The sequence below is a fragment of the Klebsiella sp. Sb-30 genome (assembly GCF_057652795.1).
On record NZ_CM172749.1, the window covers coordinates 596,648 to 618,381 of the forward strand.

Genomic DNA, 21,734 nt, shown 5'->3' on the forward strand with positions numbered 1-21,734 from the left:
TGGTGATTTTGTTGATTTACGCCGCTATGTCGTTTATTTGATATGGCACAATAGCGGAACTATTGCTTTCATGGAGTAAGGCTTGTGTTGGATAAATTGCGTTCCCGGCTGGTCCACTTTGGCCCGTCTTTGATGAGCGTGCCGGTTAAGCTGGCGCCTTTTGCCCTCAAGCGCCAGGTGCTGGAGCAGGTATTAAGCTGGCAGTTTCGTCAGGCTCTGGAAGAGGGCGAACTGGATTTTCTCGAAGGCCGCTGGTTAAGTATTAATGTGCGTGATATCGGTTTGCTGTGGTATACCTCGGTGAGCGAAGGGCGTCTGGTGGTCAGCGCTACGGCCGAAGCGGATGTGAGCTTCAGCGCCGATGCCAGCGATCTGCTGATGATCGCCGCGCGTAAACAGGATCCGGATACATTGTTCTTCCAGCGTCGGCTGGTCATCGAAGGTGATACTGAGCTGGGGCTGTATGTAAAAAACCTGATGGATGCCATTGAGCTGGAGCAGATGCCAAAAGCGCTGCGCGTGATGCTGCTGCAGCTGGCTGACTTTGTTGAAGCGGGGCTGAACGGCCCGCGGAAACCTGAACAGACATCGGTAGGTGAGGCATGCTGATTCGAGTTGAAATTGGGATTGATGCACCGGGAATCGACGCGTTACTGCGCCGTACGTTTGGCAGCGATGCCGAGGCGCAGCTGGTGCACGATTTACGTGAAGACGGCCTGATCACGCTGGGCGTGGTGGCGACAGATGATGAAGGGCAGGTTATTGGCTATGTCGCCTTCAGCCCGGTCTCCGTTGAAGGCGAAGAGCTGCAGTGGGTCGGACTGGCGCCGCTGGCGGTAGATGAAAACTATCGCGGCCAGGGAATCGGCAGCCAGCTGGTCTACGAAGGGCTGGATTCATTGAATGAGTTTAGCTATGCCGCAGTGGTGACGCTGGGCGAGCCGGCCTTCTACGGCCGCCTCGGCTTTGAGCCGGCTGCCCGCTTCGATCTGCGTTGCCGCTGGCCGGATACCGGCGAGGCGTTCCAGGTGCGCCCGTTGGCCGATGACGCGCTGGAAGGGGTGCATGGGCTGGTAGAGTACTGCGATCGCTTTAACCGCCTCTGAGGCTCTCCAGCAGAGTCTCAAAAGAACCATCTCCGGCAACGAGGCGCTCTTTCTGGCGCTTCGTTAGCTGCTTGATGCGATACTCCAGTCGTAGCGCAAGTGAGTGTTCACCAACTTCCTGGCTGAACGCCAGCTGCAGTTCGCCTTTTCCGCGCAATGCTTTTGCTCCCTTGCCATCCTGATGCTGACAAAAACGGCGTGCAACATCGGTAGTGATCCCGGTGTAAAGGCGATTATCGGCGGTACGTATCAGATAGAGAAACCAGCGCACGGTAGAAAGATCGGTATGTTAAGGTAGTTGCACCATAACATACCGGAGAGTAAAGATGGATACACTTGCTGCTATCAGCCGCTGGCTTGGCAAACAGCATGTGATTAGCTGGTGCGTTGCCAGCGACGGAGAGCTGTGGTGCGCCAATGCGTTCTATGTGTATGACTCGCAAAACGTCGCCTTCTATCTCCTGAGTGATGACAGTACCCGCCACGGGCAGATGACCGGCCTGCGCGCAAAGGTCGCCGGCACCGTCAATGGCCAGCCGAAAACCGTTGCCCGTATTCGCGGCGTCCAGTTCAAAGGTGAAATTCGTCGTCTTTCAGGTCACGAGGAAGAGACGATGCGCGCGCGGTACGTCAGCCGCTTTCCGATCGCCAGGATGCTGCGTGCGCCGGTCTGGGAAATCCGCCCGGATGAGCTCAAATTCACCGATAACACGCTGGGGTTTGGCACCAAGTTACACTGGCTACGTCACCCGGATAGCGAGTGAAAGCCCGCACGGGCGTGCAGAGTCTCACATTTCCCGCATACTCTTGTTACCGCGGCATCCGCCGCTGAAGGGCTGATTTTTCAGGGGGCATAATGAGTCAGGTGCTAATAACAGGGGCTACCGGATTAGTTGGTGGGCACTTACTTCGAATGCTGATCGAGGCGCCGGACATTGCGGCGATAACCGCAGCGACCCGCCGCCCGCTGGCGGACGCAGAGGGGGTGCTAAATCCCCACGCGCCTGAGCTGAGCGATGCGCTGGCGCAGGTTGTTGACCCTGTTGATATCGTGTTTTGCTGTCTCGGGACCACGCTGCGAGACGCGGGCAGCAAAGCCGCCTTCATTCAGGCTGACTACCAGCTGGTGGTGGATACGGCGCTCACCGGGCTCCGGCTGGGCGCGAAGCACATGCTGGTGGTCAGCGCGATGGGGGCCAATCCGCATTCGATGTTCTTCTACAACCGCGTTAAAGGCGAAATGGAAGAGGCGCTGCGTGCGCAGCCGTGGACGCGTCTGACGATTTTGCGCCCGTCGATGCTGCTGGGCGATCGAGAGCAAAAAAGGGCAAATGAAGCGGTGCTGGCGCCATTATTCCGATTGCTGCCGGGAAACTGGAAATCTATCCATGCCCATGAGGTGGCGCAAGCGATGCTGAGCGAAGCGCTGACCCCTGGCCGGGAAGGCGTGACGATTCTGCCATCGGCAAAACTGCGTGAAATTGCGGCCAGCGAAGCGTAGTATTCTGCGCTTCACATCATATCACCACATCTTTCCTGGGGAATGCTATGGCTGGTCAGTCTTCATCTCAGGCGGCGTCACCGTTTCAATGGTGGAAGCCCGCACTCTTTTTTCTCGTTGTTATCGTTGGCCTGTGGTTCGTCAAATGGCAGCCTTACTATGGCAAGGCGTTTACGGCCGCAGAAACGCACAGTATCGGTAAATCGATCCTGGCCCAGGCCGACGCCAACCCGCTAAAAGCGGCATGGGACTACGCGGTGGTCTACTTCCTGGCGGTGTGGAAAGCGGCGGTGCTGGGCGTCCTGCTCGGTTCGCTGATTCAGGTGCTGATCCCGCGCGACTGGCTGCTGCGTACGCTGGGCCAATCGCGATTTCGCGGTACGCTCTCAGGGGTGCTGTTTTCTCTGCCTGGTATGATGTGTACTTGCTGCGCCGCACCGGTTGCGGCGGGGATGCGTAAGCAGCAGGTATCGATGGGCGGCGCGCTGGCGTTCTGGATGGGCAACCCGCTGCTGAATCCGGCAACGCTGGTGTTTATGGGCTTTGTGCTGGGCTGGCAGTTTGCGTTGATTCGCCTGGCTGCCGGGCTGGCAACGGTGTTGATCGTGGCGACGCTGGTGCAAAAATGGGTCAAAGAGGCGGCAACGCAACCGTCAGATCTTCCGGCTGTCGATGGTACCGCACAGGGGCCTTTTTTCACCCGCTGGCTGAGCGCACTCTGGACCCTGTTCTGGAATACTATCCCGGTCTATATTCTGGCGGTCCTGGTGCTGGGGGCGGCACGTGTCTGGCTGTTCCCGCATGCCGATGGCGTGGTGGGGAATACCCTGTTCTGGGTGGTGGCGATGGCGATAGCCGGCTGTCTGTTTGTCATCCCTACCGCGGCGGAGATCCCTATCGTCCAAACCATGATGCTGGCGGGAATGGGGTTTGCCCCGGCGCTGGCGCTGCTCATCACGCTGCCTGCGGTCAGCGTGCCGTCGTTGATTATGTTGCGTAAGGCTTTTCCGGCGAAAGCGCTGTGGCTGACCGGTGGGCTGGTGGCCCTATGCGGCGCGGTGGTTGGCGGACTGGCGTTACTCTGAGGAAATCCCGGGCTGCGGCTAACGCCTTGCCCGGTTCGTCACCCGGCTCAGCATTGCGCGAGCCGGGACTATTTGGGGGACTTACTTGATATAGGTAAAGGCGGTGGTCACACGCGATACGCCGCTTACCCGACTGGCGATATCTGCCGCCGCACGACCTTCACGCTCCGTGACCAGACCCATCAGGAACACTTCGCCATTCTCGGTCGTTACTTTAACGTTTGACGATTTGACCTGATCGGTGCCCAGCAGCTGAGAGCGCACTTTGGTCGTAATCCAGGTATCGGAAGAGGCGGTACCTAAACCAATCGGCTGGCCCTGACGCACTTCGTTAAAGACTTCCGTTGTGCCTTCGACGCCCATGGCGATTTGTTTCGCGCGCGCGGAGAGATCCGCCACCGGAGACTGACCGGTCAGCAGGACTTTGCCCTGATAGGCGGTAACGTTAATCCGCGCCTGTTTCTTAATTTGCTCGTCTTTCGACAGCGCGCTGTTGACGCGCAGTTCCAGCGTACTGTCATCAACCTGAGTACCGACCGTACGCGGGTCCGTGGCGGCTTTGGTGCCGACAGCTGCCGTTCCGACTACCGCTGCGGCAACGCATCCTTGTAGCAGTAGCGCAGAAAGAATGATGGCGAGGGGCGAGAGAGCCTTCATGTGTTCTCCTTAATCGTCCTGGTGTGGAAAAAGCGTGTTATCAATCAAATCGCACAGGCAGTTAACGGTGAGCATATGCATTTCCTGAATTCGCGCGCTGCGATGAGACGGAATGCGGATTTCGACATCCTGCTGGCCCAGCAGACCAGCCAGCTCACCGCCGTCGTAGCCGGTGAGTGCGACGATGGTCATATCGCGGGTGACGGCAGCTTCAACGGCTTTCACGATGTCCCGACTATTGCCGCGCGTGGAAATGGCCAGCAGAACATCACCTGCGTGGCCTAACGCGCGAACCTGCTTGGCGTAGATTTCGTCATGCAGGCGATCGTTGGCAATTGCGGTTAAGACCACATTATCGGTATTTAGTGCAATGGCGGGTAAACCAGGACGCTCTGTTTCAAAACGATTAATCATGCTGGCAGCAAAATGCTGTGCGTTGGCGGCAGAGGTGCCATTGCCACAACAGAGGATTTTGTTGCCATTGAGCAGCGACTGTACCAGGGTCAAGGCCGCACGGGAGATGGCATCCGGGAGAGCTTCCGCTGCTGCAATTTGGGTTTGAATGCTTTCAGTAAAGCAGGCTTTAATTCTATCGAGCACGGGATCCCTTAATTCATTTACGCTATTCGCCAAAGGCGTTTCTCAGCCATTGGATGTCGTTTCCGGTGAAGGCTACCACATCGAAACGGCAATCCACAGTGTCAAAGCTCCCATTCTGCCGGGAGAGCCACAGGCGAGCAGCCTGGAGGAGTCTTTGTTGTTTTTTTTGCGTGACGCTGGAGGCGGCATCCCCGTAGCTTGCGCTGCGCCGATAGCGCACTTCCACAAAAACGGTTACCGCGCCATCGCGCATGATGAGGTCAATCTCACCGCCCCGCTCGCGGGCGTTGGCGGCGATAAAATGCAGCCCCCGGCTTTCCAGCCACCGGCGAGCCTGGTTTTCCCAGGCATCTCCGGTCTGTTTGGTTAGTTGGCTGCGACGATCTGTCCGTGTTGGTACTTGAGCCATGACAATTTCCTGTTGATCACGCAGTCCTGCGTGGCCGTCAGATCGCCGGTGTTACCGTTCAGCTCGAAGCCCGGCGTCTGGCGCATCTGGGCGAAATGGTTAGCCAGAGACCAGGCATCCGCGCCCATTGCATACAGGCGAGCCAGTGAGTAATCGTTGCGCACGGCGGAGAGCGCCTGCTGCATCAGCGCCGGGTTGCTGCCGGCCAGCATCGGGATCTCACTATACTGCAAACCTTCCATCTCCAGGCGGAAATCCGGACCGGCAGTGCCCTGGGCGCTACGAGAGCTGGCGTACAGGGTGACATTGCTCTGGCTGCCGTTGCGCAGGGCGATCATCGGTTTGATATAGGCAATCTGTTCCGGCGTCGCCAGGATCCAGGCGGCGTCGACGCCACCGCTACTGCTGACCGGGACATCTTCCGGGTTGCCGAGGCTGCTGTCAGACGCTGACGGCAGCGTAGAAACGGGCGTACCGCTCAGAGAGATACCGCTGTTGACGCTGGATTTCAGCTCAGAAGCGGAACCGAAGCGCTGCTGCAGGACGGTTCCGCCACCCAGTTTTAACCACTCGTTGGCGAAGGCGTTCACCACGCGATCGCCGAGCGCGCCGCGAGGCGCCAGCAGCAGCGGCGTTTGTTTGCCCTGATCGTGAATATGGCGCGCCGCGTCACGGGCCTCATCTTCCGGGGAGAGGGCGAAATAGCAAATATTGGCGCGATTTTCGACTTTCTCCGGCTGATTCAGCGCCAGTACGTTGAGCGAGGTATTGCTCTTGATGACATCCTCGACGTTATCTTTGAGCAGCGGGCCGACGACGAGGGTGGCGCCATCCTGCTGTACCTGCGCGAGCAGCTGACTCATTGGTTGCGTGGTGGTGTCGTAAATTTTCAGTTCAGCCGAAGGGTTGGCCGGGGTGGTGGCAACCGGCTGGGTCTGCGGTGCGCTGACCGCAGGTTGCGCGGTTGTGGCGGTGGCGTCGCTGGTGGCTGACTGCTCCGGCACCGCGGCAGCCTGAGTGGCGGTCGGCGCAGTGACCGGAGCCGGCGCCCGATCGGCCTCTGGCGCCTGTACAGGGACCGGCGCGGTATTGGTTGAGGTCAGGTCACCCACTTCGGCCTGTGAAGGGCTCACGACGTCGCTGCTGGCGACACTGGCGGCCTGCGCAACCTGGGCAGGAACGGCGTTTCCGGTGACGGTCGGCGCGCCATTTTTCGCCGCTTCAAAACCCTGCTGGATGGTACGACCGAAGACGGCGGCCTGGCCGTTGAGCGGCAGCAGGAGGGCGATCTTATTGGTTGAGGCCGGTTTATAATTTTGCATATTCACCAGCGCCGTTGGCAGCATTTTCGCGCCAGGGTTCTGCGGATAGCGGGTTTGCCAGTCTTTCACGCCGGCTTTGAGCAGGGTGGGATCGTTACGGTTGTCAAACCACATGCGTTGCAGATCCAGCCATCCCTGCAGGACGTTTTCATCGGCATTGATGATCAGCGCGTTAGCCTGATCCTGGGTCATTGAGGTGAGCGCTTTCCAGGTCGCGTCGATATTCTGCTGCTGTTGTTTCGGCTGACTCAGCAGCGGCTGCTGGGCGATCAGGGCACGTAGCAGCGTAATTGACGGACGGCCCTGGCTGGCATCAATCTGCGCCTGCCAGTATCGCGGCTGCTGATTCGTCTCGAAGCTTGCCGGATCGAGCTTGCTCAGCAGCGCCTGAGCGCCCTGGAAATCGTTCTGTGCCAGCTTCACTTCGACGGCCAGCAGAGATTGCTCGCGGGCCTGGGTACCGTTGAGATTAGAGGGCAGCTGGTTGAACAGGTCGATGGCCTGCTGCTTTTTGCCTTCCTGTAACAGTGCACGAATGGCGAGTAATTGCCAGTTGGTCTTGCTATCATTCGAGCTTTGCTGCATTTGCTGTAGGTAGTAACTGGAATCTGCCTGTGCCGTACCCTGTAAAAACGCCGTGCTTTGATCCGGGGTATGGGTGCCGCAGCCAGCGAAGATCAAAGCAGCCAGCAGTACGGGCAGACAACGCGCGGGTTTAGAACGAAGAAATGTTGACGGTACCATATGTATCCAGTGATATTTTTTTGGCTCAATGCTCAATATTAATTCGGCAATACGGACGAGACAATGAAACAACACGAATCAGCAGATAATTCTCAGGGGCAGCTCTATATTGTGCCCACTCCGATCGGAAATCTGTCTGATATCACGCAGCGTGCCCTGGAAGTATTACAAGCCGTTGATTTAGTTGCCGCGGAAGATACCCGCCACACCGGTTTGCTGCTCCAGCATTTTGCGATTAACGCCCGTTTATTTGCGCTGCACGACCATAATGAACAGCAAAAAGCTGAAACACTTCTGGCGAAATTAAAAGACGGGCAGAACATTGCGCTGGTGTCTGACGCCGGGACTCCGCTGATCAACGATCCGGGCTATCACCTGGTACGGGCTTGTCGCGAGGCCAATATCCGCGTGGTGCCGCTTCCGGGCCCCTGTGCCGCCATTGCTGCGCTCAGCGCGGCAGGCCTGCCTTCCGATCGTTTCTGCTACGAAGGATTCCTGCCGGCAAAATCAAAAGGACGTCGCGATACGCTGAAGGCGCTGGAAGAAGAGCCGCGTACGCTGATCTTTTACGAATCAACTCACCGTTTACTGGAAAGCCTGGAAGATATCTGCACGGTGCTGGGAGAGTCCCGCTACGTGGTGCTGGCGCGTGAGCTGACCAAAACCTGGGAATCCATTCACGGCGCGCCAATTGGCGAACTGCTGGCGTGGGTGAAAGAGGATGAGAACCGGCGTAAAGGCGAGATGGTACTGATCGTCGAAGGGTTTAAAGCGCAGGAAGAAGCCCTGCCCGCAGACGCGCTGCGTACGCTGGCTCTGCTGCAGGCGGAGCTACCGCTGAAAAAAGCCGCTGCGCTGGCCGCGGAAATTCACGGCGTGAAGAAAAATGCGCTGTATAAATATGCGCTGGAGCAGCAGGGATAAGAGACAGGCCCGGGAACCCCGGGCCATTTATCTTATTTGATCGGCGTGGCTTCAAAAACCAGCGTTTGTAGCGGCTGTAGCGTAATAACCACGGCGTCCTGATAATGCTCCGGAACCGTTGGGTTATTGCCGTAGCGAGCGGTCAGAGTAAACCGGGTTGCTTCGCCCTGAGGAATTTCAAACTCTTTTTTCAGATTCAGGTAGTAACTTTGCGGTTTATCGGAAGGGTTACGCAGTCCCAGTATCGCCTTGTCTTTGCTCCAGGAGGCCCAGCCATACACCTCAAGCGCCGTCGGATCGCCGCCGACCCAGTGTGTATCCACCAGCACGTGGGCATTTTCACGCGACCATTTTGCGGCCTCTGCCAGAACGTCCCACTTGGCTTTGTTCAACATGGACGGCGTGATGTACAGCTCCTGTAGCTGGGTCCCCGTCGCGAAATAGCTCCACACCTGATCGGCAAAATCGCCGTCGCTCTGCACTTTCTCCAGTCCATAATAGGCATTCTCTGCACTGACAATACCATGATACATCAAGGAATTAAGTGGGAATAATGGCCCCTTTCTTACGATTGAGCGCCAGGTTTCCGCGTCGCGATAGGTCATCCACTGCTGTACCGGCGTTCCGGGACCGTACAGATTGATATCATCGCCCTGACGCCAGATCGAATCAGCGTAGAACAGCCATGACGGGCTGGCATCGGTGCCGGTCGTCAGGTTGATAAACAGGTTCGGGTTTGCGCTACGCATGTTGTGTAGCAGGGCGATAGAGGCATCAAAATCGGAAGCAAACGGGCTACCCTCAATATGTGAGTTGGCATTGCCCATGCCGTCCAGTTTGAAGGAGGTGATGTGTTCGTTCTTAATCAGGCTGGCGATCTGTTCATTGAAGTTCTTGAAATAACGAGGCCCTGAGAGCGCAAATTTACCGTCGACCGTTTCAAAACCATACTCTTTGGCATGAGAGACGCGAATATCGCGCGGTTTATTGTAGCCGCCCCACGGTGAGAGCCATAAACCGACGGAACTATGCAGGCTGTCCGCTTTCTCCCTGACCTTGCCGAAACCCTGACTGAATGCCGGGCCAAATAACCATCTGCCGGTACGATCGTCCCAGCCATCATCCAGCAGGAAAGCATCGAGAGGTACGCCGCGGCCGGTAATAAACGCCTTATTCCATTCATCCATACGCCCCAGCACGTCCTGCTCGGTGTAGGTGGTAAAGAAGCCGATGTCCATCCAGCTATTGTAGTGGAGGTAGGGTTTATAAGGGCGCGGGCGAACGGCATCGATAAACTGGTTAACACTGCGGCGCAGCTGGCTGGTTTCCGCCACGGTGCCAAACCAGGTGGTATAGCTCACCGGTGTTTCTGGCTGGACGGGCGTTTTCAGTTCGACGTTGAGATTGGTGGTGCCTTCATAGGCATAAGTATTGACGACAGGCTTATTCGGCAACATGAAAAACGTGTCGGCAATAATCGGCGAACTGTTAATTGCGCCATCGACATAAGGGGCCTGCGCCTGTTTTTTGGTCGGGAAGAAGGTGATTTTCGCGACATTCTGCGCTTTGCCAACGGCGGCAATGGTGTAATCGATACTGGCGTACTTGCCTTTCAGCAGGTTCAGCGTCATGGTCACGTTGAAATCGGGATGGACGTACTCCACCACCAGCGTATTCTCTTTTTTCTCAACGTGGCTGATTTTAAAATCAGCCGTATGGATAACGGTCTCATCCGGTAGCGTCAGAAAGAATGGTTCCTGGGGCGACAGCTGATGGCCGGAATGCGTATCTTTAACCACCACAGCCGAACTGGCATCATCGAATGAGAAAGCCATATTGTCGTTATTCAGTGCATAGTTCGCCGCAAAGGCACTTTGTGAAATAAACAGGGCGAGCAACGAAACATTGAGCGCTTTTTTCATGGGGCAGAGGTCCTTTGTTTTCGTTTTATCAGCGTTATCCTGTCGTGAATAACGCTGTGGGACAGAGGCGTATCATGACCGCCTGCGAAAGCGATCAGGCTTCAGCGGGGAGCAGTAGACGGCTGGCTGAGCCGCAGACGGTGATTTTGTGTCTGACCACCTCTTTCATGGCATCCATACCGACGCGCATGTAGTAGCGAGGATCGTTACCCTGCGGATTTTCGGCGAACCATTTTTTGACCGCCGCGGCGAAGGCGATTTTTAGCTCGGTGGCGACGTTGACTTTACATACCCCCAGTTCGATGGTGCGGCGAACGTAATCGTCAGGTACGTCGCTTGCGCCGTGCAGCACCAGCGGTACGTCCACGACCTCGCGGATTTCCGCCAGACGCTGGAAGTCAATTTTTGGCGTTTTGCTGTAGAGCCCGTGGGCGGTGCCGATTGCTACCGCAAGACTGTCGACTCCGGTCAATTCAACAAAACGCTTTGCCTCCTGCGGATCGGTCAGAAAAGCGCTTTCAGCATCAACGCTCATATCATCTTCCACGCCGCCCAGGCGTCCGAGTTCTGCTTCGACGCTGCAATCACGGGCATGGCAAAAATCCACGACCGATTTCACCAGCCGGACATTCTCTGCAAACGGGAAATGGCTACCATCGATCATGGCGCTACGAACGCCGGCATTTACTTTACGGGTAATATCTTCCAGCGATTCGTGATGATCGAGATGCAGCGCCAGCGGCATGTCGTAGGTAGTGGAGTAAGCGCTGCATAGCGCATAGATCTCCTCCAGCGCGATGTGCTTAAACGTGCCCGGCGTTCCTGCGAGGATCACCGGCGATCGCATTTCACTGCAGACTTCAAGGATCGCCTGGATCGTCTCGGCGTTATGAATGTTGAATGCCGGTACCGCATAGCCTTTTGCCTGGGCATCCAGCAGGAGATATTTCGTCGAAATAATACTCATGATGCGTTCCTCTCAAGCATTCCAGGGGTGAATGACAACACCTTGCACCACGCGGTTAACCGTACCGCTGGCGGAAGGGGTATCCGGGGTATTACCAACGCGGATAGATTGTGCGAGCGCAAACGTCTGGGCATACATCAGGAAGCAGAACGCCTGCTCGACATCGCTAAAGGTGCGGGAAGAAGACGGTAACAGGATGTGTGGGCCGGCTTCGACGGCGGCGTCGCTTTCGGCCGCTATTGCTACCACGCGCATGGCCTGGTTGTCGCGACGCAGCTCGGCCAGTAGATCGAGATCGTACTGGCGGGTATAGGGATGGCTGGACACCATCACCACCACCAGCGTTTCATTATCCACCAGCGATTTAGGTCCGTGGCGAAAGCCGACTGGGGAGTCATAAAACGCCGCCAGCTTACCGGCGGTCAGCTCCAGGACCTTGAGGGCCGATTCACGAGCCGCGCCCTGTAATCCGCCGCTGCCAAGATAGACGATCCGTTTCCACGGCTCATAACCAAACACCCCATCGCTAAAATCACCCAGCGACGTGAGGATCGTTTGGCAACGATCCGCTACGTCACGGAAGGTTTTGCTGTTGATCGTCTCCGGCGCGAATACCGCAAGGCAGCTTGCCATCATGGTGGTGATACTGCTGGTCATTGCGAAGCCGCGGTCATGTGTTTCTGCCGGCATCAATAGCGCAAAGGCGTTATCGCGGTTCACCGCATTTTGGTACAGGCTGCCGGCTTCATTACAGGTAATCGACAGGTGGTAGCATTCCGGTACGAACTGATTGGCCAGCTCAACGGCGGCGACGCTCTCCGGGCTATTGCCGGAGCGGGCAAAGGAGACCAGCAGCAGCGGATGTGCGGCGTTAAAATAGTCCATGGGGTTGGTGACCAGGTCCGTCGTTGGGATCGCGCTGATATTTTTTCCGCTCTGGCGCGACAGCCAGGGCGCGATGATCTCGCCGATAAAGGCGGAGGTGCCAGCACCAGTCAGGACAATCCGCAGATCGTTTTTGCGCAGCAGCGGGGCGAGGAAGCTGTCGATCGTTGCACGATTATTGTCGATGTTGTTGAGTGAGCGAAGCCAGCAGGAGGGCTGTTGACGAATCTCTGCTTCAGTCCAGGTGCCAGTCGAGGCAAAGGCGGCGGTATAGGTTTCAGGCATAACTCAGTCCTTAGTCGTGTGAATTCCACATCAGACGCTGGCAAAAATGTCGCTATCTTTCGTTTCGTTTCACTTATTCATGTAATCAGTTAGATAAAATCTATATGAAAGAAATCGAAAGTTCAATGGAAGAAATTAGAAATAAAACGAAAACTGTGATCTTTGAAGTTATGATGTTTTTATGTGACTGATAAACAATAAATTACGTGTTTTTATTGTCAGACTGGCGTTATTTCAGAAAGAAAGGAAAAGGCCTTTCGGTACAACGCCGAAGGCCAATGTGATACATAACGAAAGGATTAAAGGGAGAGAGCCTGTCCCTGAATCCAGATTTTTTGCAGCTGCAGGCTGTCATCCAGCGCAATAACGTTGGCGTATTTTCCCGCCCGCAGCGATCCCAGCCGATCGTCGATACCCAACAGACGAGCAGGGTGGAGCGATGCCATATGAATGGCCTGTTCTGGCGTGGCCCCTGCTTGTTCAACCATGTTGCGAACGGCGGCATCAAGAGAGAGCGTGCTGCCCGCGAGGCCACCGGAAGCGGTACGTACGATGCCCTTACGCATTTCTACCTCTTCGCCGCACAACGAATAGTGGCCATCCGGCATGCCGGCTGCCTGCATCGCATCGGTGATCAGGACCAGCCTCTCTCTGGCACAGCTGCAACACAGCTGCATGGCGGCAGGATGGACATGATGACCATCGGCGATAAGTTCCAGCCATGTATGCCGGGTGGTTAACCCGGCACCGACCATGCCAGGCTCCCGATGATGTAATCCGCTCATGCCGTTGTAGCAATGCACCAGCCCGTCAGCGCCTGCGGTAAACGCCGCTCGGGTCTGTGCATAGGTGGCAGCGCTATGGCCCAGCATGACGCGGATACCCTGCTGTTTAAGATGGCGAATAGCCCGTATGGCATCCGGTTTTTCCGGTGCCAGGGCCACGACCCGCAGCGTTTGCCGGGAGCGAGTAATCAACGTATCCAGCTCGGCGATATCCAGTTCACGGAACAACTCGGGTGGATGGGCGCCTTTATTTTCTGGCGTAAAGTAGGGGCCTTCAAGATAGCTCCCCAATACCAGGGCGCCGGGGCCGCCGGAAAGCGTGCGCCGGGCGATACGTTCCAGCGCATCGTGGATGGCCTGCAACGGCGCGGTGACGGTAGTCGGGAGCCAGGCCCCCACTCCCTCGCGAGTTTTATACATCGCCAGCCTGTCGAGTGCTTCCGGTGCCTCGTCCATCACATCAATACCCGCGCCGCCGTGGACATGCGTATCGATGTAGGCCGGGCAAAGCAGATCGGCATCGCGCGCGGTGACGCCAACCGGAACGGGCTCGATGGCGGTGATAACGCCCGCTTCCATCCGAAGCTGATGATCGGCAAGCCAGCCCTGCTCGGTTAGCAAGCGTCTGGCACGCAGAATTTGCGTCATATTCCTTCCTCAACCGGTTTTTCTTCGCGACAGCGCGCCAGTTCATCGACCAGGCTGGTTAACCCGCGATGCCCGCATTCCAGCGCCTGCAGGCGAAACGCCTCGCTGTTCAGCCCCTCGCGTTCCAGCACCATTTCAAGCAGTAGCTGCAAATTCGTGCCGGTAATCACCTCGCGCCCGGTTTTTTGCATTGCCAGCGTCGAGGCTACGCGAAAGGGGGTTCCCCCCAGGAGATCGGTCAGAAAAACGATATCGTCCTGAGCATCCAGTGCGTTGACTGCCTGCTCAAGCTGCGCAGTCAGCAGGGCCGTGGTTGAGGTTTCTGGAAAGTCGATGGCAATAAACTGCGATTGTTCACCCAGAATTTGTTTCATCGCCATTTCCATACCGCTGGCAAAGCCGCCATGCCCCGTCAAAATAATGCCTAACATCGAATACCTCTTTGTTTTTACAGGAAGTGGCAGAATTTACCCACAACGCCCAGCACAACGGTGAGCGCGATGAGGCGCAGCGGACTCCAGCCGCGACGCACCAGCCAGAACATGGTCAGGGTATAAACCAGTGGAAGAAACGCCGGCATCAGTTTATCGATGACATCGGTTTGCAGTTTCACCACCGCATCACCCGCGGTGATCTCCAGCGTAGTGCTGAGACGGACATAGGTGGCCACCAGCGCGCCAATGACCGTCATGCCAACAATAGACGCCGCGTGTCCGACTTTTTTGGTATTGGCTTTAATCAAAGGGATCGCCGCCACGCCCATACGATACGCGTAGTGTGCAAGACCAAAGCGCAATCCGAGATGTACCACGTTAAACAGCACAATAAACACCACCGCGCCGAGGATAGAGCCTTGTAGCGCGAGGCTGGCCCCAATCCCGCCGCAAATGGGCAGTAGCGTCAGCCAGAACATTGCATCGCCAATCCCGCCGAGCGGGGCACCCACGGCAATTTTGGTGCTCTGAATGCTGTTGACATCCTGCTTGGAACGTTCCATGGCGAGAATGATGCCGATAACAAAAGTCACCAGAAAAGGATGGGTGTTGAAGAACCCCATATGCCCTTTCATGGCTCGTGCCAGGTCGCGTTGGTTGGTATGGATCTTTTTCAACGCGGGCAGCAGACCGTACAGCCAGCCTGAAGCCTGCATACGTTCATAGTTGAAGGAGGCCTGTAAAAGCATGGACCGCCAGGCGACGCGGTTAATGTCTTTTTTCGTCAGCTCCGCACCGAGACTCTGGTCTTCGTAGACGTTTTCATTCACGCCGGAAAGCAACGTCTCTTCAGGAGCGGAGACGCCTGGCAGAGTGGTTTGATTAGATGCCATCTTCGAATTCCTCTTTCTGTGCCGCAGAAGCAGTCGGTTCAGGAGATTTACGCAGCAGGTCTATTAACGCCATTGCCAGCGCCGCGGCGGCAATGGCCAGCACCGGTAGCTTCAGCCAGGCAGCGGCGACAAAACCGATGATAAAATAGGGGATATAGACGTTTTTCATCATGATTTTCAGCAGAACAGCGAAGCCGATAGCAGGCATAATGCCGCCAGCCACGCCGAGACCGTCAATCAGGCGCTCAGGCAGAACATCAATGGCCGTTTTCGCATGTTCCGCGCCGAAATAGATCGGCAGAAAAGCACAGAGAAAATAGAAAATCCCCAGCGCCAGCAGCGCCAGATAGTTAACCCGTTCAATACCGCGGGTATCAGCATTCGCTGCCATACGGTCGCAGCGAGACATCACCCCTGACATCACCGAGAACAGGAAGGTGATCCCCATTTGTACTGCGACGGCGAAGGGCACGGCGACACCGACGGCAACGTCAGGTTTCACGCCGGTAGTAATGGCAAAGGTGGTGCCGACGATGGTACCGATAATCACGTTTGGCGGCTGAGCGCCGGCCAGCGGTGCCAGCCCCATCCAGACCAGTTCCAGCGTACCGCCGGTTAAAATGCCGGTATGCAGATCGCCCAGAATCAGGCCAACCAGCGGGCCGAGCACCACCGGACGGTGCATATGTGTCAAACCATTGAACATATCCAGGCCCGCAATAAAGGCCAGAATGCCCAACGCAAATGCCTGCAACAGACTGATTTCCATTATGAATCCCTCAGAGTAGTTTAAAGAGATCCAAAGCGGGTTCTGTCGGAACGCCCTGAACAAAGCATTCCACCCCGGCGGCCTTCAGGCCGTTAAACGCCGCAATATCGTCAGCGTCTACAGAAACCGTTTTGGCAATGTGTTGTTTGCCATTGGCGTAGTGCATATTGCCTACGTTGATACGTGTGACGGGAACGCCGCCTTCGACCAGGCGTAAGAAATCTGCTGGCGTTTTGCAGACCAGTAGAATCTTTTGTCGATCGGCGGCGCGGTGGATATTGTCGATAACCTTTTGCAGTGACCAGAAGCGTACGGCGATCCCTTCTGCCAGGACCATTTCCATCAGGTTTTGCTGCACCGGGTCTTCAGCAACCTCATCATTGGCCACCAGTACCAGGTTTGCTCCCGCAAATCCGACCCACTGGACACCTACCTGACCGTGGATCAAACGTTCATCAATACGGCTTAAGACAATGTTTGGCATCGCGTTTTCCTCTTCGTTGTTATGCGTTATGGGACGTAACGCCCACACAGGCGGCGTGGTACTGCTGCAGTATGTCCTGAATGTGATCGAGGATGAGTTCTCGCGGCTCCGCCTTGAGATCGCCCTCGCGAACTTTGATGTACTGCAGCGGCATATACTGACTGAGGAGCGGCAGCGGGAGCGGCCAGTCCGCGAGATTACGCACCAGGCGGGCAAACGCCTCATCGATTTGCCGATCCGGCCAGTAGTAGCGCACGCGGTCTGAATAGCTATAGCCTCGCGCCAGACGTCGCGCATGACCATCGCCGTGATAGTGGTTTTGCCAGTATTCCGGGCGATCGAGCATCACGTTTTCCAGCACCTGACGCAGCCCGGAGCAGGCCTTCGCAGGCAGCAGCTCCTCCTCTATTGCCGCCAGTGAGAACAGCGCTTCACGCAGGGCGAAGGTGAGCGCCGGGCCAACCTTCAAAATAGCAAAGTGATCTTTAACCAGCTGCCGCAGCGCCTGCGGCGTCTGGTAATCGGTCGAGTGGGCTTCAAAGACCAGCGCGTCATAGTCTTCAACCATGGCGCTAAGCGCTTCGGCTTGCTGGGGTTGATAGTCGATAATATGCGTGTGATCGAATTCGACGCCAGGCTGGACCACTAATCCGATGATACGTGGCCAGATGTGGGTCAGCCCGCGTAGCTCAAAGGCATGTCGATGTGCTTCCAGCGTCGCACGCGCGGCATCAGGCGTCGTAACCTGTAGCTCGGTCAGGGTTTCATGAGCCCCGCCTGGGACGGGGACTTCGGTGCCGATGACGTAGACCAGGTCAGATTCACCGAAACGTTCACGGCAGGTCTCTTCCGCCACCGCGGCCAGGCGCGCGGCGCGTTCAGCGACGATGTCATCGGTTAACGGCAGCGGATCACCTTCGCAGGACATACTGCAATCGAGGTGGATCTTCTTAAAACCGGCGGCGACGTAGCTTTTTATTAAATCATCGGCATTCGCCATCGCCTGGGCGGCAGGCAGGGTTTGCCAGCGGTTGGGCCCAAGGTGATCGCCGCCGAGGATCAGCTGTGATTGGGGAAAATCGAGCGAGTCGGCGAGCTGGTGGACAAAACCGCGGAAATCGGCCGGCGTCATGCCGGTATAACCGCCGAACTGATCGACCTGATTGGATGTGGCTTCAATCAGTAACGGGGTTTGCTGCGCCCGGGCGTAACGAATGGCGGCCTCAAGTACCAGTGGATGGGCGGAACAGACGGCATAAATACCGTTGCCTCTACCTTGTTTATGCTGCGCCACCATTTTTGTCAGATGTTTCACTTTCCTCTCCATTTCGGATGGTAATGAGATTAATCTTTCGTTTTGTTTCATTTAATACTGCATCATGGTGATGTAAAAATAAAACGAAAGATAATAGTTTTCCGATCTGTTTCACAAAAGAAACATAATGAAAGGTTTCAGCGAGGGGCGTTGCGCTGCTCTCTGCCTTTATGGGGCTTGCATTCCGTTAAAAGAAAGGTGTTAATAGACCAAACGAAATGAAACGAAAGATTTGATGAAAGGAATACTTATGAGCGGTACCGACTCTTCTGCAGATAAGCGCATCAGCGGCACCAGTGAAAGGCGTGAGCAGATTATCCAGCGCTTACGGCAGCAGGGAAGCGTGCAGGTGAACGATCTTTCTCTTTTATACGGTGTCTCGACGGTGACGATTCGCAACGATCTGGCCTTCCTTGAAAAACAAGGTATTGCGGTTCGCGCTTACGGCGGCGCGCTGATCTGCGACGGGACAATGCCGGCTCCCGAACCGTCGGTGGAAGATAAAAGTTCGCTCAATACCGCGGTGAAGCGCAGCATCGCGCGGGCGGCGGTAGAACTGATTCAACCGGGGCATCGTATTATTCTCGATTCCGGGACCACCACCTATGAAATCGCCCGTCTGTTGCATCAACATACGGACATTATTGCGATGACCAATGGGATGAATGTGGCGAATGCGCTGCTGGATGCTGAAGGGGTGGAACTGTTAATGACCGGGGGACATCTGCGCCGTCAGTCGCAGTCGTTTTATGGCGATCAGGCCGAGCAGTCTTTACTGAATTACCACTTCGATATGCTTTTTCTCGGCGTCGACGCCATCGACCTCGATCGCGGTGTGAGTACCCACAATGAAGATGAAGCCCGCCTGAACCGGCGGATGTGTGAAGTGGCGGAACGCATTATCGTCGTCACCGATTCCACCAAATTTAATCGTTCGAGTCTGCATAAGATCATCGATACGCAACGCATTGATATGATTATTGTCGATGAAGGCATTCCGACGGAAAGTCTGGAAGGGCTGCGCAAGAGCGGGATTGATGTGCGACTGGTGAAGCGCCAGGACGCGGCATAGACCCCCTTCCCGAGGGGGAGAGGGTCTGCGGTCAGGCGGCTGGCACCGTGCCGCCCGAGGGGCAATCAGGTCACCGGCGCCGGGTTAAAGACCGCCAGCTGATTATACAGGCCCCACCGATCGGAGAAGGTTTTCTTACGGCCGCTGGCGACATCAAGAATAAACCCGAACAGCTTCTGGCCAACCTCTTCAATCGTCTCTTCGCCGGTGGCGATAGTCCCGGCGTTGATATCCATTAAGTCATACCAGCGGTTTGCCAGCTCGGTGCGGGTTGCCATCTTGATGACCGGCACGGCGACCAGACCATACGGCGTGCCGCGCCCGGTTGTAAACACCTGAACCGTAATCCCCGAAGCAACCTGCTGAGTGCCGCAGACAAAGTCGCTGGCCGGGGTAGCCGCAAAGATCAGGCCGCGTTTGGTTGGGCGCTGGCCTGGTGAGAGGACCTCGGCAATCGCGCTCTTGCCGGATTTGGCGATCGAACCCAGCGCCTTTTCCACTACGTTCGCCAGGCCGCCCTTCTTATTACCGGGGGAGGGATTGGCGCTGCGATCGGTTTGACCTGAATCGAGGTAGTTATCGTACCAGGCCATCTCTTCGAGCAGACGCTTACCCACTTCTTCGTTGATCGCCCGCGGCGTCAGCAGATGGATAGCATCGCGAACCTCAGTGACCTCAGAGAACATGACGGTGGCGCCGCAGCGGACCAGCAGATCGGAAGCGTAGCCCACCGCCGGATTGGCGGTCACGCCGGAAAAGGCATCGCTGCCGCCGCACTGCATGCCCACCACCAGCTCTGAGGCCGGACAGGTTTCACGCTGGCGGGCATTCAGTTTTGTCAGATGCCGTTCCGCTACCTGCAAAATATCGTCAACCATTGACTGGAACCCGACATGCTGTTCATCCTGCAGGCGGATGATACTGGCGCTGTCGACGGCGATGGGCTGAACATCTTCGGTGCCCTGGAGCAGGCGTTCCGGCTGGAGCTTTTCACAGCCGAGCCCAACCACCATGACTTCACCGCCGAAATTGGGGTTTAGCGCCAGATTATGGATCGTGCGAATAGGGATCACGGCGGCCGGGGCGTTGATCGCCACGCCGCAGCCATACAGGTGGTTGAGACCGACCACACCGTCGACATTCGGGTATTTCGGCAGCAGGTCTCGTTCAATAATTTTCACCACATAGTCGACGACTCCCGCGACGCAGTGCACGCTGGTAGTGATACCGAGCAGGTTTCTGGTGCCGACGCTGCCATCGGCGTTGCGATACCCTTCAAAGGTGTAACCGGTCAGCGCAGGCAGAGGCTCCGGAACTTTGTTTGCCAGCGGTAGCGTGTTCAGCGGCGGCGCTTTCGGCAGTTCAACCAGCGATTCGTCAATCCAGCTACCCTGCGGGATGTCGCGCACCGCGTAGCCAATGACTTCGCCATAGCGGATGATTTCACCGCGTACAGGAATATCAATCAATGCTACTTTGTGACCTTGCGGGATATGTTCGATGAGCGTCAGTCCGTCAGGGAAACGCGTTCCGGCTTTTAAACCTCGATCGTTAACAATAATCGCTACATTATCCGTTTGGTGTACTTTTATATAAAACGCCGTCGGCGATTCCTGTCTGATTTCAATGTCGGCCATTGTCCAGTATTCTCCAGCAAGGTGCGAATAATAAAATAAAACGGCTATTCAGTTTCTGATGAACGAATTTCTTCGGCAAAGAATGTCAGGTGTTTTGATTTGGATGTGTGATCCCAGTCACTCATTGTCGCGGGAGCAAAACCGCTGCCAAGGGAAAACACTGGAACTGTGCATCAGCGCCCACTGATTATGGCGTATGCACAATTATAATGATTATTTATTCTATTTTATGGGTTTTTTGCACGGTGTTCTATGACCGCCAGCTGATTATACTGAGTCATGCTTGCTATGCGCCAGATGAGTAAATCGAGTGCTTCTGATATCGGTTTATAAACAATTAAGAGGCACACCAAAAATAAATAAATGAAGTGCAATGCGCTTATTCAACGCAGCGCTAATCTTCATTGAATGTTCGGCCTGATAGCAATGATTGGCTATCCGTTTATTGTCGACCACATTCAATATGTGTAACTGCAGAAATAATTAACGGTTGAGTGACAAGGTATAAGTGATGAATAACGATATCTTCCCGAACAAATTTAAGGCGGCCCTGGCGGCGCATCAGATTCAAATTGGTTGCTGGTCCGCCCTGGCCAGCCCCATCACGACAGAAGTATTAGGCCTGGCCGGTTTCGACTGGCTGGTGCTGGACGGCGAACATGCGCCGAACGATATCTCCACCTTTATCCCCCAGTTGATGGCGCTGAAAGGCAGCGTCAGCGCGCCGGTTGTGCGCGTACCGACTAACGAGCCGGTGATCATTAAGCGCCTGCTGGATATTGGTTTCTATAACTTTTTGATCCCGTTTGTGGAAAGCGAAAAGGAAGCGCTCGACGCTGTCGCCGCCACGCGCTATCCGCCAGAAGGAATTCGCGGCGTTTCCGTGTCGCACCGCGCCAACATGTTTGGCACGGTGCCGGATTACTTCGCGCAGTCGAACCAAAACATCACCCTCCTGGTACAAATTGAAAGCCAGCAGGGGGTGGATAATGTCGATGCGATTGCCGCGACTGCGGGCGTTGACGGTATTTTTGTCGGCCCAAGCGACCTGGCCGCCGCGCTGGGACATCTGGGCAACGCCTCTCACCCGCAGGTCCAGCAGGCTATCCAGCACATCTTTGCGAGCGCGAAAAAGCACGGCAAGCCGAGCGGTATTCTGGCGCCGGTAGAAGCGGATGCGCGTCGTTATCTGGAATGGGGCGCGACCTTTGTCGCCGTCGGCAGCGATCTGGGCGTATTCCGCTCCGCCACGCAGAAACTGGCTGATTCCTTTAAGAAATAACCGCCACC

The 21,734-nt window shown here is 56.1% G+C and carries 23 protein-coding genes; 8 read left to right on the plus strand and 15 right to left on the minus strand.

What is annotated here, in order from left to right:
• Nucleotides 1-84 precede the first annotated feature (84 nt).
• Nucleotides 85-609, plus strand: a complete 525-nt coding sequence (gene ubiT / locus AC236I_RS02865) for a ubiquinone anaerobic biosynthesis accessory factor UbiT (protein ID WP_004868045.1) — start codon at nt 85-87, stop codon at nt 607-609.
• Nucleotides 603-1,106: a GNAT family N-acetyltransferase gene (locus AC236I_RS02870; RefSeq protein WP_004868043.1), complete on the plus strand. Its 504-nt coding sequence runs from the start codon at nt 603-605 to the stop codon at nt 1,104-1,106. Before ubiT ends, AC236I_RS02870 begins: the two co-directional genes overlap by 7 nt.
• Here the strand turns inward: AC236I_RS02870 and AC236I_RS02875 are convergent.
• On the minus strand, nt 1,093-1,377 hold the full coding sequence (locus AC236I_RS02875; RefSeq protein WP_004868040.1) for a GIY-YIG nuclease family protein: 285 nt from the start codon (nt 1,375-1,377) through the stop codon (nt 1,093-1,095). The two genes, AC236I_RS02870 and AC236I_RS02875, sit on opposite strands and share 14 nt — an antisense overlap.
• 55 nt (nt 1,378-1,432) lie before the next feature.
• Between AC236I_RS02875 and AC236I_RS02880 the strand changes: the two genes are divergently transcribed.
• From AC236I_RS02880 to AC236I_RS02890, 3 genes are all read left to right on the plus strand, one after another.
• A complete protein-coding gene (locus tag AC236I_RS02880) occupies nt 1,433-1,870 on the plus strand; it encodes a YhbP family protein (protein ID WP_004868037.1) in 438 nt (145 codons plus the stop codon).
• 92 nt (nt 1,871-1,962) lie between these two features.
• A complete protein-coding gene (locus AC236I_RS02885) occupies nt 1,963-2,607 on the plus strand; it encodes an NAD(P)H-binding protein (RefSeq protein WP_015585665.1) in 645 nt (214 codons plus the stop codon).
• Between the two features lie 47 nt (nt 2,608-2,654).
• Complete coding sequence (locus AC236I_RS02890) at nt 2,655-3,692, plus strand: permease (protein ID WP_004868030.1); 1,038 nt, start codon at nt 2,655-2,657, stop codon at nt 3,690-3,692.
• 81 nt (nt 3,693-3,773) lie between these two features.
• Here AC236I_RS02890 and dolP read toward each other — a convergent pair whose 3' ends face one another.
• From dolP to AC236I_RS02910, 4 genes are read right to left on the minus strand one after another with little or no spacing between them, the layout of a single operon-like run.
• Entirely contained in the window at nt 3,774-4,349 is a 576-nt protein-coding gene (gene dolP / locus AC236I_RS02895) for a division/outer membrane stress-associated lipid-binding lipoprotein (RefSeq protein ID WP_004868028.1), read from the minus strand.
• A 9-nt stretch (nt 4,350-4,358) separates the two neighbouring features.
• On the minus strand, nt 4,359-4,949 hold the full coding sequence (gene diaA, locus AC236I_RS02900; protein WP_004868024.1) for a DnaA initiator-associating protein DiaA: 591 nt from the start codon (nt 4,947-4,949) through the stop codon (nt 4,359-4,361).
• 22 nt (nt 4,950-4,971) lie between these two features.
• The gene (locus tag AC236I_RS02905) at nt 4,972-5,358 is read right to left on the minus strand and encodes a YraN family protein (protein ID WP_004868021.1); all 387 of its coding nucleotides are present in this window, start codon (nt 5,356-5,358) and stop codon (nt 4,972-4,974) included.
• Nucleotides 5,316-7,424, minus strand: a complete 2,109-nt coding sequence (locus AC236I_RS02910) for a penicillin-binding protein activator (protein ID WP_015585668.1) — start codon at nt 7,422-7,424, stop codon at nt 5,316-5,318. Before AC236I_RS02910 ends, AC236I_RS02905 begins: the two co-directional genes overlap by 43 nt.
• A gap of 63 nt (nt 7,425-7,487) precedes the next feature.
• Between AC236I_RS02910 and rsmI the strand changes: the two genes are divergently transcribed.
• Entirely contained in the window at nt 7,488-8,348 is an 861-nt protein-coding gene (gene rsmI / locus AC236I_RS02915; RefSeq protein ID WP_015585669.1) for a 16S rRNA (cytidine(1402)-2'-O)-methyltransferase, read from the plus strand.
• A gap of 32 nt (nt 8,349-8,380) precedes the next feature.
• On the opposite strand, the gene AC236I_RS02920 is transcribed toward rsmI, so the two are convergent.
• From AC236I_RS02920 to kbaZ, 9 genes are all read right to left on the minus strand, one after another.
• A complete protein-coding gene (locus AC236I_RS02920; protein ID WP_015585670.1) occupies nt 8,381-10,270 on the minus strand; it encodes an alpha-galactosidase in 1,890 nt (629 codons plus the stop codon).
• Nucleotides 10,271-10,364: 94 nt separating this feature from the next.
• Entirely contained in the window at nt 10,365-11,237 is an 873-nt protein-coding gene (kbaY, locus tag AC236I_RS02925) for a tagatose-bisphosphate aldolase subunit KbaY (protein WP_048023314.1), read from the minus strand.
• Nucleotides 11,238-11,249: 12 nt separating this feature from the next.
• Nucleotides 11,250-12,407: an AgaS family sugar isomerase gene (locus AC236I_RS02930; protein WP_048023316.1), complete on the minus strand. Its 1,158-nt coding sequence runs from the start codon at nt 12,405-12,407 to the stop codon at nt 11,250-11,252.
• Nucleotides 12,408-12,706: 299 nt separating this feature from the next.
• Nucleotides 12,707-13,840, minus strand: coding sequence for an N-acetylglucosamine-6-phosphate deacetylase (gene nagA / locus AC236I_RS02935; RefSeq protein WP_065907118.1), 1,134 nt, complete (start codon nt 13,838-13,840; stop codon nt 12,707-12,709).
• Nucleotides 13,837-14,271: a PTS galactosamine/N-acetylgalactosamine transporter subunit IIA gene (gene agaF / locus AC236I_RS02940; RefSeq protein ID WP_015585674.1), complete on the minus strand. Its 435-nt coding sequence runs from the start codon at nt 14,269-14,271 to the stop codon at nt 13,837-13,839. The genes nagA and agaF overlap by 4 nt, the downstream gene beginning before the upstream one ends.
• Nucleotides 14,272-14,288: 17 nt before the next feature.
• Nucleotides 14,289-15,167 (minus strand): PTS N-acetylgalactosamine transporter subunit IID, encoded by an 879-nt coding sequence (agaE, locus tag AC236I_RS02945; RefSeq protein WP_015585675.1) that lies wholly within the window; start codon nt 15,165-15,167, stop codon nt 14,289-14,291.
• Nucleotides 15,157-15,936, minus strand: a complete 780-nt coding sequence (gene agaW, locus AC236I_RS02950; protein ID WP_015585676.1) for a PTS N-acetylgalactosamine transporter subunit IIC — start codon at nt 15,934-15,936, stop codon at nt 15,157-15,159. The genes agaE and agaW overlap by 11 nt, the downstream gene beginning before the upstream one ends.
• Nucleotides 15,937-15,946: 10 nt before the next feature.
• Nucleotides 15,947-16,420: a PTS N-acetylgalactosamine transporter subunit IIB gene (gene agaV / locus AC236I_RS02955; RefSeq protein ID WP_015585677.1), complete on the minus strand. Its 474-nt coding sequence runs from the start codon at nt 16,418-16,420 to the stop codon at nt 15,947-15,949.
• A 19-nt stretch (nt 16,421-16,439) separates the two neighbouring features.
• Entirely contained in the window at nt 16,440-17,747 is a 1,308-nt protein-coding gene (gene kbaZ, locus AC236I_RS02960; RefSeq protein ID WP_071984184.1) for a tagatose-bisphosphate aldolase subunit KbaZ, read from the minus strand.
• Between the two features lie 238 nt (nt 17,748-17,985).
• On the opposite strand from kbaZ, the gene AC236I_RS02965 reads away from it, so the two are divergent.
• Nucleotides 17,986-18,807, plus strand: coding sequence for a DeoR family transcriptional regulator (locus AC236I_RS02965; RefSeq protein WP_004867990.1), 822 nt, complete (start codon nt 17,986-17,988; stop codon nt 18,805-18,807).
• Nucleotides 18,808-18,872: 65 nt separating this feature from the next.
• On the opposite strand, the gene garD is transcribed toward AC236I_RS02965, so the two are convergent.
• A complete protein-coding gene (garD, locus tag AC236I_RS02970) occupies nt 18,873-20,444 on the minus strand; it encodes a galactarate dehydratase (protein WP_438303327.1) in 1,572 nt (523 codons plus the stop codon).
• Nucleotides 20,445-20,955: 511 nt separating this feature from the next.
• On the opposite strand from garD, the gene garL reads away from it, so the two are divergent.
• Nucleotides 20,956-21,726 (plus strand): 2-dehydro-3-deoxyglucarate aldolase, encoded by a 771-nt coding sequence (gene garL, locus AC236I_RS02975; RefSeq protein ID WP_004867979.1) that lies wholly within the window; start codon nt 20,956-20,958, stop codon nt 21,724-21,726.
• The last annotated feature ends 8 nt before the right edge of the window (nt 21,727-21,734 follow it).

Bases quoted from the DNA above. Each gene is read 5' to 3' on its own strand.
- agaV (WP_015585677.1), bottom strand. From the start codon at position 16,420: ATGCCAAACATTGTCTTAAGCCGTATTGATGAACGTTTGATCCACGGT.
- agaW (WP_015585676.1), bottom strand. From the start codon at position 15,936: ATGGAAATCAGTCTGTTGCAGGCATTTGCGTTGGGCATTCTGGCCTTT.
- AC236I_RS02870 (WP_004868043.1), top strand. From the start codon at position 603: ATGCTGATTCGAGTTGAAATTGGGATTGATGCACCGGGAATCGACGCG.
- garL (WP_004867979.1), top strand. From the start codon at position 20,956: ATGAATAACGATATCTTCCCGAACAAATTTAAGGCGGCCCTGGCGGCG.
- AC236I_RS02930 (WP_048023316.1), bottom strand. From the start codon at position 12,407: ATGCCTGAAACCTATACCGCCGCCTTTGCCTCGACTGGCACCTGGACT.
- AC236I_RS02890 (WP_004868030.1), top strand. From the start codon at position 2,655: ATGGCTGGTCAGTCTTCATCTCAGGCGGCGTCACCGTTTCAATGGTGG.
- AC236I_RS02880 (WP_004868037.1), top strand. From the start codon at position 1,433: ATGGATACACTTGCTGCTATCAGCCGCTGGCTTGGCAAACAGCATGTG.
- garD (WP_438303327.1), bottom strand. From the start codon at position 20,444: ATGGCCGACATTGAAATCAGACAGGAATCGCCGACGGCGTTTTATATA.
- agaF (WP_015585674.1), bottom strand. From the start codon at position 14,271: ATGTTAGGCATTATTTTGACGGGGCATGGCGGCTTTGCCAGCGGTATG.
- nagA (WP_065907118.1), bottom strand. From the start codon at position 13,840: ATGACGCAAATTCTGCGTGCCAGACGCTTGCTAACCGAGCAGGGCTGG.
- rsmI (WP_015585669.1), top strand. From the start codon at position 7,488: ATGAAACAACACGAATCAGCAGATAATTCTCAGGGGCAGCTCTATATT.
- AC236I_RS02885 (WP_015585665.1), top strand. From the start codon at position 1,963: ATGAGTCAGGTGCTAATAACAGGGGCTACCGGATTAGTTGGTGGGCAC.
- AC236I_RS02965 (WP_004867990.1), top strand. From the start codon at position 17,986: ATGAGCGGTACCGACTCTTCTGCAGATAAGCGCATCAGCGGCACCAGT.
- agaE (WP_015585675.1), bottom strand. From the start codon at position 15,167: ATGGCATCTAATCAAACCACTCTGCCAGGCGTCTCCGCTCCTGAAGAG.
- AC236I_RS02920 (WP_015585670.1), bottom strand. From the start codon at position 10,270: ATGAAAAAAGCGCTCAATGTTTCGTTGCTCGCCCTGTTTATTTCACAA.
- AC236I_RS02905 (WP_004868021.1), bottom strand. From the start codon at position 5,358: ATGGCTCAAGTACCAACACGGACAGATCGTCGCAGCCAACTAACCAAA.
- dolP (WP_004868028.1), bottom strand. From the start codon at position 4,349: ATGAAGGCTCTCTCGCCCCTCGCCATCATTCTTTCTGCGCTACTGCTA.
- kbaY (WP_048023314.1), bottom strand. From the start codon at position 11,237: ATGAGTATTATTTCGACGAAATATCTCCTGCTGGATGCCCAGGCAAAA.
- kbaZ (WP_071984184.1), bottom strand. From the start codon at position 17,747: ATGGAGAGGAAAGTGAAACATCTGACAAAAATGGTGGCGCAGCATAAA.
- AC236I_RS02910 (WP_015585668.1), bottom strand. From the start codon at position 7,424: ATGGTACCGTCAACATTTCTTCGTTCTAAACCCGCGCGTTGTCTGCCC.